Below are 17,097 nucleotides of genomic sequence, written 5' to 3'. Positions count from 1 at the left end.
TCCTCCTTACCGCATGGCTTTTATTAATGCTCCCACCTGCTCTTCTCCATAACCGGCTTTGATGCCTCTATTCATAAGGTTGAGGATGAAGGCGGGCACGTCGCCGGGAATGCCGGATTCAGCGGCCTGTTTCATCATTAAAGTCATAGATACCGCGCAGGTTTTGAGGCTGCTTTCCGGTTGGGAAAAATTGTTGGTGCTGATCACAGCGCCTTCATGCCGCACCATTTCCCCGAGTACCGGTGCAATGTTATTGATCATATCGCCTAATGCGTTTACATCCAGCTTTTCTGATTCAAAAATCCTGGCGCCCTGCAAGAAGCCGGTGATCAAACCGAACAGGCTGGAAAGAATGGCAAGATCCCACGCAGCGGCGGCGCCGGTGGCGGCTCCCATATACATCAGGTTGCCACCAATACTTTTAACACGGCTTCTCCTTTTTCAAAAGCGGCCTGCTGCCCGGATAAAAAAATAGGCGTATCCGGTTTTCCTATCTGCCGGGGTGTAGCCAGCAGTGCGCCATCCAGGTAGTACGCACCAAATGACTGCGCCCAGGTTTCTGCTGTTCTTGCATCCTGCGGGGTGCCGGTAGTGAGTTCCAGCAGAAGGCGGCCATTCAGCGCCGTTGCTGCTTCCGGCGTGGAAAGAATGCTGCGGGTGGTTTCGTAATTATTGAGGCAGGTAATGATCACCGGGCTTGCCAATACCGCTGCGGCAGGATCTGCTGCCAATACAGCGCCATCCGTTACCAACGGCGATGCTTTTTCTGCGCTGCGGTTCCATACGGTTACGTGGTAACCATTATCCAGCAGGGTGCGCGCCAATACAAATCCCATAGGGCCTAATCCAATTACAGCAACACTTTTATTTGTTGTCATCGTCTCATTTTTTAGACCTCAAATGTCTTGACTGTGGCGGTGACGGACAATAACCGAAAAAAGTTTCACCCATGGAAAAATTTTTCGGTATACTCCCCTGTTGCATTACGACGATGCGCTTTTATGAAATAGTGTAAAATGTTTATCTTTCCTGCAAATGAAACACCATGTACGAGAAAAAAATCCCGGAGCTGCACTGTGGCATCAGCATTTTCATGAAGGTATTGGGCGGTAAATGGAAAGCCTGGATCATTGAGTGTATTCATGATGATATCAGGCGGCCAAGTGAAATTCACCGCGAGATGGAAGTAGATGGCGCCAGCATGCGCGTGATCACCATGCACCTGAAGGAGCTGGAAGATCTTGGCATACTGTACAAAAAAGTATATGCCGGTATCCCGTTGAAAGTAGAATATTACCTGACAGAAGTAGGACTAAGCACTTTACCATTGATAAAGGCCATGGATCAATGGGGCAAAAAGAACCAGGCCTTGCTGACGAAAGATGAAAACAAAGCGGTATTGGCGGATAACTGACACCTGCATTGCTTTTTCGTTTAGCCGCACAGGTGATGAAGCGCCGCATATTGCAGCAGCATGATTGTTTTCCCATCCCTGATTTCCCCGGTGCGGATCATGTCCATTGCCTGCGTAAACGGCAGTTCCAGCACTTCTATATTTTCCTGTTCGGCTTCCAGTCCACCACCATCATGAACTTTCAGTTCTTTGGTGTAGGCAGCCACAAAAAAATACAGGATCTCGGTAACAGAGCCCGGCGACATATACGCTTCAAATACCTTCTCCACCGCGGTTACCTGGTAACCGGTTTCCTCCATCGTTTCCCGGCGGATGCATTCTTCCGCATTATCTTCATCCAGTAAACCGGCGCAGCATTCTATCAGCAACCCGGTTTCGTTGCCATTGATATAGGTAGGCATGCGGAATTGCCGGGTTAGCACTACGGTGCCGTGTTCTTTATTATACAGCAATATAGTAGCTCCGTTGCCGCGATCATACGCCTCCCGTTCTTGTTTCACTACTGCCCCATCGCTGCCGGTCATTTCATAGGTGATTTTCTTGAGTGTGTACCAATTGTCCGACAGGATGGCTGTTTCCAGAATATTAATTGTTTTCATATTAAATGATCGATTTTGATCGATTTTGATTATTTTTGATCAAGTTAATTATTTAAAATGAATTTCCAGCTAAGAAAACAAAAAATACTGGCGCTGCTGCATGCGAAAGGAGAAGTCGCCACCGGTGAACTGGCACAGACATTGGGAATTTCAGAGATCACCATCCGGCGGGATCTCAATCAGTTGTCGGACGACGGGCTGTTGTACCGCACCCACGGCGGCGCTATCCCGGTGACCGAGCCGGATTCCCCCTTCGAATTTGTGAATAAGGCAGCAGCCAACCAAGCAGCAAAAGATAAGATCTGCAGAAAAGCAGCAGCGGAAATCAACGATGGCGATATTATTTTCATGGATTGCGGCAGCACTGTTTTCCGCTTATGCCAGTTTATAAAAAACAAAAAGATTAAAGTAATCACCAACTCCCTTCCGGTGATATTTGAGCTGCAACATTCCGCAGTATCCCTCAACATTATCGGCGGCGAATACGATGCAGCCCGGCAGGCCATACATGGTACAATGGCCACAGAGCATATCCAACGGTATAAAGCAGGCAAAGCATTTATTGGTGTAGATGGCCTCTCGGGGCAGGGATTATTTGCACACAGCGAAAAAGAAGCAGCTATTGCCACTGCGCTGGCTACACAAAGTGACTATACGTACCTGTTATGCGATGCAGGGAAAATAGGGAAAACTTCCTACCTGAATTTTGCAGGACTGGATTTGGTGGATGCAATTATTACGGATGGCGATCCGGCCGCATTGAAGTATTGTAAGAAGAAGGGAGTAAAGGTGATAAGCGCATGAGTTATTCCAATATCCCCTTCAGCCGCTCCTGGTATTCGGGATTATCCGTCATACCATTATGCCGTTGCCCTTTCAGTGTTATCAGCGTATCTCCTGGTTTAAAATATGCTTTCAGTTTTTCGGAAGAGCCGTAGTAAATCACTTCGTCGTTATCACCATGAAAGATAGTAACGGGAACGGTAACACGTTGTATATTCCTGTAAGTTGGAAATGTATACTTCAACAGCAATGAAGGCAGCATGGGATAATAATACCTGGCCATATCCTTCATGCTGAAGTAGGGCGCCTGCAGGATGAGTTGCCTGGGATGATTGTCTGCTGCGAGGCGTGCGGCGGTACCTGTGCCCATGGAATAACCGAGAATGACAATCGTATTTTCCGGGTAAACTGTTTTTACGCTGTCGTAGGCTGTTTGCGCATCAGCATAAAACTGCCGTTCACTGTGGATCTTACCGCCACTTTTTCCGTAACCACGGTAATCAAACATAAATACATCATACCCGAGGTGTGTATATACCCTGGCGGCTTCTCCCCACGACCGGAGGGAGCCGGCGTTACCGTGGAGATAAAAGATAAGGCCTTTGTCGCCGCGGGATTTAAATAACAGCCCGTTTAACTGTGTGCCATCAGCAGTGGTAATAGTGCGTTCTTCGAAGGGCTCGGGGAACTGGAAAACATACGCCGGTGGTAATCTCTCCGGAAAAAAAAGCAAGCGCTCCTGGATGAAATATACAAGGACACAAACCGCTGCATACAGGAGAAGCAGCACGCCTGTTGTTTTCAGTACCCATTTTACTATTACAGCTAACATCTATGTAAGATACAAAGAAACACAAATCATGTTATCACCGGTGATCTCCTACTTTCCCAGTTTTTTGAAGGTGCCGTTTACGCCATCCCAGCTGTATTTAGTAAGTTCTTCTTTTACTGACATAACCGGTTCCCCGTTCTTATCTTTCTTATCTGTTTCTTCTTCCTCATGCATTTTCAGGATGATGGTATCTGGTATACCGTCTTTCTCGCCGGGGAAAATGAAAGACTCCTCATGGTAATATACACCGGCGTCACCTACATCCATTCTTTCCGGCAGTGCGGCGATCCGTCCATCCTTCATCCAGGCGAAATAATAATAGTTTGTGGAGACACCACAGGCTGCTCCACCAAAGCCAACAGATACGATATTTTGCACGTTGGTAAGACCGAGACCGGGCATTACCTTCGCATAGGAAAAACCGGCGGATTCATCATCCATTATCCGGAATGTGGTGGCAGCAAGGATTTTACGGGCTTGTACGGCTTTTAGTTTCACAATATACTGCGGATGTTTTTCATTGTCGATCAGTGTATCCACGCGGCGGTCGTAAGCAAATACAAATTTCATGTCGCCTCTGCGCATAGGAGGAAAAGAGATCAGTCCTTCCCACACGTAACCTTGTTTTTCCACACCATCTTTTTTGTATTTAATCTGTACCCACGGAAGGGTGAGACCTTTGAGTGTGAGCATTTTGCTGGCCAATACCTCCACCGTAGTAATATCATCGCCGGCCAACAGGGTATCGACGGCGGCTTGTTTGGTATCCGGGCTCACACGTACCAGTGCGGTATCTGCAAAAATATACCGGCTATCATCTTTGCTTAACGACCAGGTATTGAAGATAAATTCCTGTTCCTGGGCAAAAAGAGGGGTAGCAAAACAGGCGAACAAACAAGTCAACGTAAAAAACAACATCGTTTTCATGAGGTATATGATTAAAGCGCAAAAATAGCGTTTTACCTCCTGAAAACGATGTGTTGCCATTAATTTGCCGGAGGGCATATCTGCATCATGTATACCGCGCTGCTGGCCTCATAGGATTGCAGTACGCCGGTTACACAAGGCACTTTATAGTTGCGGTAGGTTAGTCCGCGGGTAACGTCGCGGTTCCCCCAGGCAGCATTGATATTTTTCTGGATCCAGGGCAGGAACTGTGTTTGGCCGGCATCGTTGATCAGCGTCATCACATATTGTCCGAAGATGGCCTTTAATATGCCCTGCTCATTCCAGTCGCCTTCGGCGGGCATAATACCATTTACATCGCTCATGGTTTTCTGCGTATAGGTAGCTGCGAGCTTCGCCTGATCAAGATAAGCCGCTGTACCGGTTTCTTTGTACAACATCACGGCTGCTCCAATGAACGTGCCCTGGTTGTAGGTGTAATCAGACCAGCCTTTGTTACCATTTACATTATTATCTGCCACCCTGCCGGTAGCGGGATCGTAGAGATTATTTACGCCCCAGTTGTACACGTCTTTTGCTTTTTGAAGATAAGCGGCTTCGCCGGTGATCTTATACAGGGTCATGGCGGCGATTACAGTGGGGAAGTTAATACAGGCGTTTTTACCGCTGTGGTTAAAGTCCCAGAACATGCCGCCTTTATCCGGGTCATAAGATCCATCCCATACCCTTTTGAAACCTGAAACGGAGAGGTCCAGGTATGCCTTGTTGCCGGTAACCTGGCTGGCACGGGCAAGTGAAATGACCCACCACATGATATCATCGTAAATAAACCATTCCTTGGTATTGTTCCAGTTGTATTTATCATAGCGGTTATAACCACCCTGGAAGATATCGGTGATGCGTTGAAGATCGGCCGGATCTTTTGTGCGTGTGTATACGTTCATGGCCATGTCCCAGTAAATAGCCTGGACCCAGATGGCGCCGATGCCCTTCTTTTCTGTATTGCTGTAATAGAGTTTGTCGGCCGTACTATAGAAATACTGGTTAAAACTGGCGTAGGCAGTAGCTGCATCTTTGGTAGTAAAAGATACCGTGGGTGTAGGTCCCGGTGTTACAGGGTCTTCTTTTGCATTGCTTTTGGAGCAGTTGCTGTGCAGCAGCAATGCTGCAAAAAGTAAACAGGTTATTTTATACATATGATCGGGTTAAAACCGGGAGCCGGTACTACAGTCCGGCTTCCGGTGGTGACTTTAAATATACTTACCAGCCTGGATTTTGCACCAGCTGTTTATCATTATCCACATCATCTGCCGGCAGTGGGAACAGGTAATGTTTTCTTTCAAATACGCGGGTTTCAAAAGGCACTACCTGCAGGAAGTCGGGCATATCAGATCCGATGTTCAAACCATAGACAGGACCATTTTCTGTTTGTTCTGCTATTTTCCAGCGGCGTACATCAAAGAAACGGTTATTTTCAAAAGCCAGTTCCACGCGGCGTTCTTTGCGGATCGCTTCACGGATGGCGGCTTGCCCTGCAGGTGCCGGCAATTCTGCAGATCCGTATTGCGGAATCCCTGCCCTTTCCCTGATGAGGTTCACATATTTCAGTGCTTCCGGGCTGGCGGGATTGGCTTCATTCACACATTCTGCGTAGCTGAGATAGATCTCCGCCAGGCGGATGAGCATCAGCGTACGGCCGCCTACATCCCATTTGCCGAGGCCCTGCGCCTTGCGTACAATATAGCCGGTAGGACTGTAATCGTTGTTGCCTGTGGCCTTACCCGAGTTGCCGTGATTATAGATGCGGGTAACGATATTCCCAAAAGATTTATTCAGCCAGGTGCTTCCATCGTAAGTGATGTTTACATAAAAACGGGGCTCGCGGTTTACCCATTGGTTATAGATATTGCTGGGCGCCGTTTCGTTAGGACCGGTAAAATCTGAATAGCCTGTTTTTACATACTGCGATAACGGGTCATCGATGCTTCTGCCATTCTTCATAAAAAATGCGTCTACCATATTCTGGGTAGCGCCTAAGCCGCCGCTCCCCCGTACATCGCTGGAAGGCGCGCCGCTGTGGAACGGCGTCATTTCGTACTGACGGGAATTCAGCGAATTGGCAGGACGGGCAAAGATCACTTCCGGGTTCCAGTCGGTCAGGAATACATCCCTGCAGGAAAGATAAGGATCAAATTCTCCCTTTGCATTATTCTTCCTAAATAAACTGTAGGTAGAAGGCACAAACTGGTCGAGGAAAGATTTATAGGCGTCTGCTGCCAGTTTCCATTTATTGGCATCGTACGACTGGCTAATCAGCTGTTTGCCATCCGTGTTTTTCAGGGCAGCCATATCGGTGTTGCCATTAAACAACGGGCTGGCGCTGTACATCAGTGCATTGGCGCGGAAGGCCAGTGCAATGCCTTTACTGATCCGGCCGTAGTCCTGATCGTTGTTGGGTATTACCGGTAAGTTAGCCGCAGCTGTTTCCAGTTCGGAGGTTACATAGGCCACGCACTCATCAAAGGAGTTGCGGGGCATCTGGAGACTGGCATCCACTTCTACTGGTTTTTCGCCCATGAGTACAACGGGACCGTATATACGCATCAGGTAAAAATAGTACATGGCGCGCAGTGCCCGGGCCTCTGCTTTGTATTGGGTGATGAGATCCGGGGAGAGATCTGTTATTTTACCGGCGTTATCAATAAATACGCTGGCTGCGCGGATACCCCGGTAAAAATTGGTCCAGTAGTCGCCCACAAAACCGGATTTGGCATCCCAGCTGCCGATGTTTACGCTGTTGGATTGTACAAATCCCCACACATAATCTGCTTCATCGCAGCCACCGGTCCATAAGCCGCGGTTGTTGTAATCGCCGGGGTTGCGTTGTCCGAATTCATCCGGTATGCGGACATACACGTTGTTCAGGAACTTCTGTGCAGTAGCCCAGGTACGGAAAGTTTCCTCGATGGTTAGCCGGTCGTCCGGCACCTGGTCCAGGTATTTTTTGCACGACGTCAATAACACGATGCCCAGTAAAATATATAATAGCTTTTTCATGATCAGTTGCTTACGTGATTAAAATTTCAGGTTTACTCCCAGCGAAATGGTTCTCACATTTGGATAAGTAGAACCGTTGTCGGTATTTAATTCAGGATCCCACAATTTGAACTTGCTGAAAGTAAGCAGGTTGATACCCTGTAAGTAAACAGATGAATTCCGGACGCCTATGCGCTGCAGCAAACTGGCGGGCAGGTTGTAGGCGATCTGCGCAGATTTCAGGCGGATGAAGCTTACATCTTTTACCCACCAGCTGCTAGGCTGTGTGTTGTTTACATTCTCTGCTTCGCCATAGGCAAGGCGCGGGTAAAACGCGTCCTGGCGTGGGTTTTCAGGGGTCCATCTGTCGGTAGCAATGCTATAGGCGTTGCTTTCTCCGCCACCGCCATTGAATGGAATGATGGCGCTGCCCTGCAGCATACGATCGGCATCAGAAATTCCCTGGAACAGGAAACCAATATTAAATCCTTTGTAGGCAAGATTTAACCCGAAGCCATACACCATTGCGGGTACATCGCCGCGGCCGATCTTTGTTTCATCGGAGGAGTTGATCTTACCGTCTCCGTTAAGATCCTTGTATTTGATGTCGCCCGGTTTCACCTGTGAGCGGGAACCCGGAACGGCGCTTTTGTCGATGTCGGCCTGGTCAATGAACAAGCCTTCTGCGATATAACCATACCGCGCCAGGATATTATTGCCGCGGTGTTCCATCCATGGATACAGCTGCGGCGGGCGGTCATCTTCCAATACTTTATCCTGGTTCCAGGTAATGTTACCACGCACGGATACTTCTACATTCCCGATACGTGCATTGTATTCCAGGTTGGCATCCAAACCTTTGTTTTCCACGGCGCCGAGGTTACCGTACTGCTGATTATCAAGGCCCATGAAATCCACGTTGGAAGCGCGTTGCAGGAAGATACCGGTACGATGTTCCTTGAATACATCCACATTTACAAGGAGGCGGTCGTTCAGTGTACGCAGTTCTATACCCAGGTCCTGTTTGTTGGAAACAGACCAGCGCACATCCGATGCATAACGGGTGATGCTGATACCGCTGCCGCCGTTAAAACCTTTCCCAAACGTATAGCCGTGATCGTTATCATTCAGTTTGGTGATATACAGGAAACGTTCTTCTGCGCTACCAAGACCGGTATTACCGTTGGAGTAGCGGAACTTCAGGAAGGAGATGGCATTTTTGAACGGTTCAAAAAAACGTTCATTGGAAGGCACCCAGGCTAAACCGATAGCGGGGAAAAATCCGTAGCGGTTTTCCGGTGCAAACAATTCAGAGCCGTTGTAACCGAAATTGAATTCCATAAAGTAGCGGTCGTCGTAAGAATAGGCTGCTTTACCTGCCAGGCCGAGGTATCTTTCCGGGATGGAGTTGATAAAGTCGCCGGCGAGCGTATTGGTTTTATCGCTGGTATAAAACAGCCCCAAACCGGTTACGCGGTGTTTACCAAAACCACGGTCGTAGTTGATGGCGGCCTCTGTATAAAACTGGCGGGTGGTCTGCCGGTCGCCATCATTTTTATCGAAGCCAAGGTATTGATTACCGGTGAATGTTTTCAGCAGGTTAAGCGTACCATCCGGTTTGTACGGATTGTTCATATCCGGGAACCAGGTGTCCTCGCGTTTGGAGCGGGTAATATAGTTCTGGTTAAATACGTCGAAAGCAAACATCGCGGTGGCCGACAACCCTTCCGTAATGGATTTCAGGTCTTGCGTAGCCCGGATATTGGAATACAGCTGGTTCCTGAATTCGTTACGATAACCTCTGCGGGTAAGGTCGGCATAAGGATTCCTGAAGCCGCCGTTAGCGGAGCGACCGGGAACGAAGCCACCAGGGTACATTACAGGATACACTACCGGGGAGGCGTCCATCGCGCTCTGGAAAATATCGTGGGTGTTAATGCCGGGGTAGTTACCGTTGGAGAAGTATCCCTGCAGCCCTACATCGAGCTTGGTGGACTTTGTTACTTTCAGGTTCAGGTTAGAGGTAAAGTTATAGCGGTTATATTTTAGGGAAGAATTGTACTTCTCCAGGTCGTCTGTTTTCAGGAAGCCGCTTTCGTTGTAGTAGCCGAGTGATACGTAGTACTGTGCATTTTCCACACCGCCGCTGGCGTTGAGGTTAGCGCTGCGGGTATGACCGTATTTATTGAATACAGCATCCATCCAGTTTACGTTCGGGTATAACAGCGGGTCCGCATTATTTTTTGTTTTTTCGATGGTTTCTTCTGAAAAAACCGGGTTGTGGTTCCGGGTGGTAGAGGCTTCGTTCGCGAGGTTCATATAAGTAACGCCATCGAGCATTTCCGGTCTTTTGGTAAAGGAGTTTACACCTTCATTATAATCGAAGTAGATCTGTGGTTTACCTACCTTCCCCGTTTTTGTTTTCAGGAGAATAACACCGTTGGCGCCACGCACGCCATATACGGCGGTACCGGCGGCATCTTTCAGGATGGTGAACGACTCAATGTCTTCCGGGGAAATGTTATTGATAGATCTTTCCACGCCATCCACGAGGATAAGGGGCGTTGCTTTATTACCGCCTCCGAAGGTGGAGATACCACGGATCCAGATATCGGCGCTGCCTTTACCGGGTTCGCCGGTACGCTGCACGCCTATTACGCCGGCGATGCGGCCTGCCAGCATGGAAGAGATGTCTGATGCCGGTTGTTTGAATTCAGCCGGGCGAATAGTAGACTGGGCGCCTACCAGGCTTACTTTACGCTGGGTACCAAAACCTACTACAGCTACTTCGCCGAGTGATTTGCTGGCTACTTTCAGTTGTACGTTGATGGTAGTTTGACTGCCGGCCACTATTTCTGCCGTTTCATAACCGATGAAACTGAATGCCAGTACATCGGTAGCAGCGTTTACGATGATTTTGTAACGTCCGTTGACGTCGGTGGTGGTCATGGTGCTTACGCCCCTTACCGCTACGCTTACGCCGGGGAGGGGTTTACCGTTTTCATCTTTGATCACACCGGACACCACTACTTCCTGGCGGGTCATGGCCGCTTTGGGGGCAGTGAGTTTACTGATGACTACAATATCATTTACTTCTGCATATCCGAGGGATTTGTGTTGCAGTAATTTTTCGAGAACGTAGTCCAGTCGCTCGTTGGAAAACGAGTACCCTTCTACTTTGTAGCCGCTGAGCAGTTGCCTGTCGTAGGCAAAATTAATTTTTGTATGGCGGTGCAGGTCCCTGATAGCAGATTCCAGGCTACCTCCTTTCAATGCAATGGTGACGCTGGTTTCCTGCAGGATTTGTCCCTGGCCGGCGTATACCGGCAGTATGGCTGGGACACACGTCAGGGCCAAAACGACTGCAAGCATTCGTTTTCTGAAATTTTTTACAATTTTCTTCATACGTGGTTAGGCATTAATTGTTAGCATTAACAAAAGGTTCCATTTACGTGGCATTAATACGTAGTTGTTTTAAGCGATTAGCTTTGGTGATACATTGTTTATTATTCGTAAATAACGGTGTGCTGATTGATCGTGCGTACTTTCAGATGATGGATTGCCGCCAGCACCTGGGCTGCTTTTTCGGGCGCCATATCTGTTGGCAATTCCGTGGTATATCTGGTAGTTCTTACATGTTCCTGTGTGGTGGTGATGGTGATGCCGAAGTTTTTTTCCATCAGTATGACCATGTCGTGGAAAGTGACATCGTTGAAAACGAGTTTGCCATCCTTCCATCCGGGGAGTTGTTCGTCTACCGGTGAAACTTTTATCTGCCCGTTGCTCCGGTTGTACACCAGTTCCTGGTTTTGCCCGAGGATGTGCGCGGACGAGGCTTTTCCGGAGATGCTTACTTTTCCGGATACCACTCCTATGCTGAGGGTGTGTATTTCTTTATAGGCGGCGATGTTGAAGGACGTTCCCAGTACGGTGGTCTGGAGCGGACCGCTTTCTACAATGAACGGTACACCGGGATTTGTTTTCACATCGAAGAAGGCTTCGCCGTCAACCAGGTCGAGTTTTCTTTCTTTGGAGAGGTTGTCGGGTATCCGGATCGTGGAGCCGGCGTTTAACATCACTATTGATCCGTCGTTGAGGTGAATGGTTTTTCGTTCACCGGTGCGGGTGGCGTAGGTGGTCCAGGTAACCCGTGGGTGAGAATTCAGCAGGTACCAGGCCGCCCCGGCGCCTGCCAGCAGCAATACAGCCGCTGCGGCTCTTTTCCAACCACGGGTAAGATAAAACGTTTTAGCGACTTCAATTTGCGGCTGGATATTCAGCCACATTTCGCGTTTTATATGCTGCTGCTCCGCTTCGTCCATTTCTGGTAAAGTTGCTGCATCGAACGACTGGTACCATTGTTCTATGAGTTGGTTTTCCGGTCCAGAGCTATGGCCCAGCATATACTTTTTAAAAAGCTGTCTGATTTTACTGACTTCCAAAGCGCGCGATTTTATTAGTTATCTGAAAAAATAATATCCGGTACTAGTCCGGTTAAAAAAATATTTTCCCTCCGGGAGAAGGAAGCCTGGCGGTAGATCATCTCCGGGAGATAGCCCTTTACCACCAATGATATGGCCTTCCCGGGAACGGCCACTCCGGGAACGCCCCATCTGCATGAATGAATGATGCGCCCCCGGCAACGGATGACACGGCACCGCCCCTCCCCTGCGGGAAGCCTGCCGGTAACAAAGGGAAAAGGTTAGACCATCAGGCCAATCCTGTACGCCGGGAAAAACTTTATCCGGCGGACTACTGTTGCTGATGTAACTGGGAGAAGAGGTATATTAATACCAGTGTCCAGTCGCCGGTGGAAGAGGCTTTCAATGAAGTACGGAGGCGTTTTAAGGCATCTGTCAGCTGATTCTTCACGGTTTGTTCAGAAATATTAAGTGTTTTTGCAATATCGGCGATGGTGTAATCATCCTCCCTGCTCAGGCGGAAGATCTGCTGCATACGGGCAGGCAGCCTGCCGATCTCGGTTTCGATTTTGGCTTTTAGTTCTTTGGTTTCTAATGTATCTGTCGCAATGTAATCGTCGAAAGTATCAAAAAAATCCGCCTTTTTAATTTCTGCGGCACTAAAGGCATAATGGCTGATCACGCGGTACCGGATGGCGGTGAACAGGTACCGGCCAAGGTCTCCCTCCTGCGTTACCCGGATATCGTTCCTTCTCCTCCATAACGTAATCATCACTTCCTGCACCATGTCTTTCGCCTCATCTTTATCCACACGCTGACAAGCCTTTAAATAAAGGGCCTGCCAATATTTATCATAGATAGATTCAAAAGCAGCTGTATCATCTCTTTTTATAAGCTGTAATAAGTCTCCATCACTCATCATTTTTCGCGCATATTAAAAGTGGGTGAATACCTCATCATCTCTCCCGCAGCCGAAAATTAATGATAATTATTTTAGCTTTCCCGCTTTTGTAAAATGCATTTAGCAAAATACAACAGAAACGGGTGGTCTTTACGTATACCCCTTCGGGTTTGGGAGCATATTATCTTTTCTTACAGATAATGGCGCGGATATTGCTTTTGATGGCGGTCAGATTTTCTTTGGCCATGCTGCATTTTTTTTTAAAATTAATCAGGTAGTATAAAGAAAACCGCGAAAAAATTGTGACATTACAATAATATGATTATCCTGAGCCCGGCATTTTCACTGCCAACAGCAGTTGTTTTTGCTTAAATTAGTAACATGTCAACACCCGGAACTATAACGATATCCCAACGATTGAAACAATTCTCACACTTCCTGATAGGAGACCCCAGACAGTTCTCGCTGGAAAACCGCATATTCAATGCGATATGTGCTATTTCCCTCTTTATAATTGCCATTAACGTACCATATAATTATATTACCGGCCTTACGGTTACCTCGCTCATCTTTGCCTTACTGGTGCCTGCGTTCTCCTTTATTTATTTTTTGTCGAGATACCGGAAGAAGGTAAATATCAGTATAGCCATTGCCGCGATCGTTATTAACGTGAGCTTCGCCATTAACTATTTCTACAGCGGGGGAATACAGGGCGCCTCCTTGTTGTCCTTTACCCTGGCGTTCTTCCTGGTCATGCTGATTTCCTCCCGGAAACAATATTACTGGTGGCTGGCGCTGAACCTGCTCACCGTACTTGGGCTGATCATGTGGGAATATTATCACCCGGCGTCGGTAGATGCGGTTTATAAAACGAGGAAAGACATTTTTGCAGATATGACCCCTACCTATATTATCTGCGTGTGCGTAATTTTTGTAGGAACGGTTTACCTGAAAAATGCGTATAACAAAGAAAAGCAGCAGGGGGAAGAAAAAACGCGCGCACTCGAAATCATGAACACGGAAAAGAGCAAACTCTTTTCGCTGATCTCGCACGACCTGCGTAACCCACTGGCAGCGATACAATCGTACCTCCAGCTGATGCGGGAAATAGAACTGGACCCCGAAAACAAAACGCAGATAGAAACGGAACTGCTGTACGTGGTCAACAGCACACAGGAGATGCTATATAATATCCTTGTATGGTCTAAAACGCAAATGGACGGGCTCAATGTAAATCTTACTCCCGTAGACGTGGCATCGGCCATACATCCCATTCTTAAGATCAACAAAATGGCGGTATCCAAAAAAAAGATCAGCCTGGATACCAATATAGACGCGTCTATAAAAGTGATGGCCGACATCAATATGCTGCAGCTGATTGTGCGTAACCTGCTTGGCAATGCCGCCAAGTTCACCCCTTCCGGTGGCACCATTTTCATCAAAACCAGCAGGGCCGGCAACAAATGCTTAATTGAAGTGAGAGACAGCGGTGTGGGTATTGACCTGTCCAGGCAACCGGATATTTTCTCCCTGAAAGTACGTTCCACTTTTGGAACAGATAATGAAAAGGGGATTGGACTGGGGTTATTCCTCTGTAAGGAGTACACCACCGCCCAGGAGGGACAGATCTGGTTTGAAAACAACCGTGAAGGCGGAAGCTCCTTCTACCTGGAACTCCCGCTGGCCAACTGATTATTCTGCTTTGAGGCTGTTCACCGGGTTGGCGGTAGCAGCCCTGATAGCCCGGTAACTAACGGTTAAAATGGTGATGGCGATGGCAATAAACGCGGCCAATACAAAAGTAGTCCAGCTCATTTTTACCTGGTAGGCAAAATTCTGCAGCCACCGGCTCATCATATACCAGGCAAGCGGACTGGCAATAACAACAGCCACCAGTACCAGTTTCAGGAAGTCTTTCGACAGCATGGCCACAATACCCGTTACTGACGCGCCCAACACCTTGCGGATGCCTATTTCCCGGGTACGTTGTTCCGCTGCATAAGTGATCAGGCCGAATACACCCAGGGACGCAATTAATACAGCCAGTACAGCAAAGGAAATGAAGATCTTACCCGTGCGTTGTTCCGCAATAAAGAGGCGGTTAAAATCGTCATCAAGAAAAGAATAGACGAATGGTTGTCCGCCCATACCCGGCTGCGCTTCATAAGCGGTTTTTATCTTTGCAATGAGTCCCTGGATATTACTGGTCTGGATGCGGAATGCCATTGACTGGAAATTTTCCCGTAGCCGGAACACCATTGGCGGTATTTTATTCCTTAAGCTACCGGCATTGAAATCTTTTACCACTCCTATTACTTTCAGCGGCCTGTTTCCATCCGCATAGAGATACTTTTCATTCAGATCCCTGAAATCAAATAACCGGGCAGCTGTTTCATTGAGCAAAACCGCAAAAGTATCGGAAGGCATGTCTGGCGAGAAGTTCCGGCCACTGGCCATTTGCATGCCCATTGTGTGGATGTAATCAGCATCCACATACCATTCAGGTACGCCGGTTACCTGCCCCGTGCTGCGGGCGGCATCTTTTGAATAGATATTGGTGTTCTGTCTTATATCGGTAGGCAAAGAGCCGGTCATGGTACCCGATTCCACACCTGGTATGTTCAGCACTTCATTTTTAAAGTTGCGGGCATGTGTCCACAACGACTGGGTATTGCCCAGGATGAGCACCTGTTCGCGGTTATAACCAAGCTTTTTATTCCGTATATAATTCAGCTGGCTGTTGATCACCAGCGTGCCTACAATCAACAGGATGGCAGAAGCAAACTGGAAAACCACGAGGCTGTTCCGCAGCCAGCCATTCCTGAAACCGCTGTTCAACCGGCCCTTCAGCACTTTGATGGGCTCAAAGCCCGACAGGAAAAAGGCGGGATAACTGCCAGCCAGCAACCCAATCACACCAGCGGTTACCAGCAGGAAAGGCAGCAGCCATAAAAAATAACCCGCCTCCAGTGTGATGTTTTTTCCTGACAGCTGGTTGAGATACGGGAGCAGTAAAATGGCGAATGCTACTGCCAGTATCAGGGCAAAGAAGCTGGTCAGGGTGGATTCGGTAAGGAACTGGAAGATCAGGGAAGACCGTTGGGACCCCAGCACCTTCCGCACCCCTACTTCTTTGGCGCGCCCCGCTGAGCGGGCGGTGGAAAGGTTCATGAAGTTAACGCAGGCAATCAGCAGAATGATGATCGCCACCGCAATGAAGATGTACACATATTGAATATTGCCGGAAGGTTCTGCTTCATCGGGCAGCGGGGAATATAAATGAATGCTTGTGAGCGGCAGCAGGTTATATCCAAAATGCCCGCCTGATTTTTCGAGATCTGCAAAGGTACTGCCGGTCATTTTTTTCAGCGGCCCCTCCATATATTTTTTGGTAACAGCATCCACATAGCTTTGCAGTTGCGCGCCGGTGGCGCCTTCCCGCATTAATACATAAGTGGCGTAGTTATCTGACATCCATCCGCCGTTTTCCCGGCTTTCGGGTAATTCGGACATGGCGCGCACAAAATCAAAGTGCAGGTGCGACTGATCCGGCACATCTTTTATTACCCCGCTGATCTGGTAAGTGGCCACATTATCTGTTTGCAGTGTTTTACCTACTACATCGGTACTGTTGAAGTATTTGAGGGCCATCCGTTCGGAGATGACCATCGTATTAGGTTGGGTGAGCGCGGTTTTAGGGTCGCCGCTGATCATCTGTAAGCTGAATACATCAAACAGGGTGGAATCAGCAAAGCAGGCATTTTTTTCTACCAGTGTGGTGTTTCCTTTTTTTACCAGGATACTTCCCTGGCGGATAAACCGTACGTAGTTTTCCACGTTGGGATATTCCTGTAATAGCACCGGACCCAGCTGGCTGGGACTGAATCTTTCTTTAAAAGCATTGCCATTTACAAAAAAGTCGGCATTGATACGATAGATCCTGTGGGCTTTTTTATTGAACCGGTCGTAGCTCAGCTCATCTGTTACAAACAAAGTGATAAGTAAACAGGTAGTCATGCCAATGGCCAACCCGAATATAGTAATAGCCGAAAAACCTTTGTTTCTCCAAAGGTTCCTGAGTGCAATGCTGAAGTAATTCTTAAACATAATATGCTGGCGTTCTAAATGGATGCCGGAAATCAGGAGACATGATAATCAGCACTTTAACATCAATACATGACTGATGGATGCCCGGTTTTAATACA

General features: G+C 48.1%; 14 protein-coding genes. 3 read left to right on the top strand and 11 right to left on the bottom strand.

Features of this window, described 5'->3' with window-relative positions:
* Window positions 1-6: 6 nt before the first annotated feature.
* A complete protein-coding gene (locus tag AB6805_RS22025; protein WP_370911604.1) occupies window positions 7-396 on the bottom strand; it encodes a hypothetical protein in 390 nt (129 codons plus the stop codon).
* A gap of 5 nt (window positions 397-401) precedes the next feature.
* Complete coding sequence (locus AB6805_RS22020; protein WP_370911603.1) at window positions 402-878, bottom strand: NAD(P)-binding domain-containing protein; 477 nt, start codon at window positions 876-878, stop codon at window positions 402-404.
* 167 nt (window positions 879-1,045) lie between these two features.
* Here AB6805_RS22020 and AB6805_RS22015 point away from each other — a divergent pair, with 167 nt between their 5' ends.
* On the top strand, window positions 1,046-1,414 hold the full coding sequence (locus AB6805_RS22015) for a winged helix-turn-helix transcriptional regulator (protein WP_370911602.1): 369 nt from the start codon (window positions 1,046-1,048) through the stop codon (window positions 1,412-1,414).
* A gap of 20 nt (window positions 1,415-1,434) precedes the next feature.
* Here the strand turns inward: AB6805_RS22015 and nudK are convergent, their stop codons facing one another.
* Window positions 1,435-2,013 carry a GDP-mannose pyrophosphatase NudK gene (nudK, locus tag AB6805_RS22010; RefSeq protein WP_370911601.1) on the bottom strand — a complete coding sequence of 193 codons (579 nt, stop codon included), beginning with the start codon at window positions 2,011-2,013 and terminating at the stop codon, window positions 1,435-1,437.
* A gap of 57 nt (window positions 2,014-2,070) precedes the next feature.
* Between nudK and AB6805_RS22005 the strand changes: the two genes are divergently transcribed.
* Entirely contained in the window at window positions 2,071-2,817 is a 747-nt protein-coding gene (locus tag AB6805_RS22005; RefSeq protein ID WP_370911600.1) for a DeoR/GlpR family DNA-binding transcription regulator, read from the top strand.
* 1 nt (window position 2,818) lies between these two features.
* Here AB6805_RS22005 and AB6805_RS22000 read toward each other — a convergent pair whose 3' ends face one another.
* The 7 genes from AB6805_RS22000 to AB6805_RS21970 form a co-directional block, all read right to left on the bottom strand.
* The gene (locus AB6805_RS22000) at window positions 2,819-3,628 is read right to left on the bottom strand and encodes an alpha/beta hydrolase (RefSeq protein ID WP_370911599.1); all 810 of its coding nucleotides are present in this window, start codon (window positions 3,626-3,628) and stop codon (window positions 2,819-2,821) included.
* 48 nt (window positions 3,629-3,676) lie between these two features.
* Window positions 3,677-4,555 carry an SH3 domain-containing protein gene (locus tag AB6805_RS21995; RefSeq protein ID WP_370911598.1) on the bottom strand — a complete coding sequence of 293 codons (879 nt, stop codon included), beginning with the start codon at window positions 4,553-4,555 and terminating at the stop codon, window positions 3,677-3,679.
* Between the two features lie 59 nt (window positions 4,556-4,614).
* Window positions 4,615-5,730: a glycoside hydrolase family 76 protein gene (locus tag AB6805_RS21990; RefSeq protein ID WP_370911597.1), complete on the bottom strand. Its 1,116-nt coding sequence runs from the start codon at window positions 5,728-5,730 to the stop codon at window positions 4,615-4,617.
* Between the two features lie 64 nt (window positions 5,731-5,794).
* Window positions 5,795-7,591 (bottom strand): RagB/SusD family nutrient uptake outer membrane protein, encoded by a 1,797-nt coding sequence (locus AB6805_RS21985; protein WP_370911596.1) that lies wholly within the window; start codon window positions 7,589-7,591, stop codon window positions 5,795-5,797.
* Window positions 7,592-7,609: 18 nt separating this feature from the next.
* The gene (locus AB6805_RS21980; RefSeq protein ID WP_370911595.1) at window positions 7,610-10,942 is read right to left on the bottom strand and encodes a SusC/RagA family TonB-linked outer membrane protein; all 3,333 of its coding nucleotides are present in this window, start codon (window positions 10,940-10,942) and stop codon (window positions 7,610-7,612) included.
* Between the two features lie 134 nt (window positions 10,943-11,076).
* On the bottom strand, window positions 11,077-12,012 hold the full coding sequence (locus AB6805_RS21975) for a FecR family protein (RefSeq protein ID WP_370911594.1): 936 nt from the start codon (window positions 12,010-12,012) through the stop codon (window positions 11,077-11,079).
* Window positions 12,013-12,322: 310 nt separating this feature from the next.
* Window positions 12,323-12,913: an RNA polymerase sigma factor gene (locus AB6805_RS21970; protein ID WP_370911593.1), complete on the bottom strand. Its 591-nt coding sequence runs from the start codon at window positions 12,911-12,913 to the stop codon at window positions 12,323-12,325.
* A gap of 360 nt (window positions 12,914-13,273) precedes the next feature.
* Here AB6805_RS21970 and AB6805_RS21965 point away from each other — a divergent pair, with 360 nt between their 5' ends.
* Entirely contained in the window at window positions 13,274-14,584 is a 1,311-nt protein-coding gene (locus AB6805_RS21965) for a sensor histidine kinase (protein ID WP_370911592.1), read from the top strand.
* Here AB6805_RS21965 and AB6805_RS21960 read toward each other — a convergent pair whose 3' ends face one another.
* The gene (locus AB6805_RS21960) at window positions 14,585-16,999 is read right to left on the bottom strand and encodes an ABC transporter permease (RefSeq protein WP_370911591.1); all 2,415 of its coding nucleotides are present in this window, start codon (window positions 16,997-16,999) and stop codon (window positions 14,585-14,587) included.
* Between the last annotated feature and the right edge of the window lie 98 nt (window positions 17,000-17,097).

Origin of the sequence: Chitinophaga sp. RCC_12, from assembly GCF_041360695.1 — a bacterium.
Taxonomy (GTDB): Bacteria; Bacteroidota; Bacteroidia; order Chitinophagales; family Chitinophagaceae; genus Chitinophaga.
This window is presented reverse-complemented; position numbering and strand designations above follow the sequence as displayed.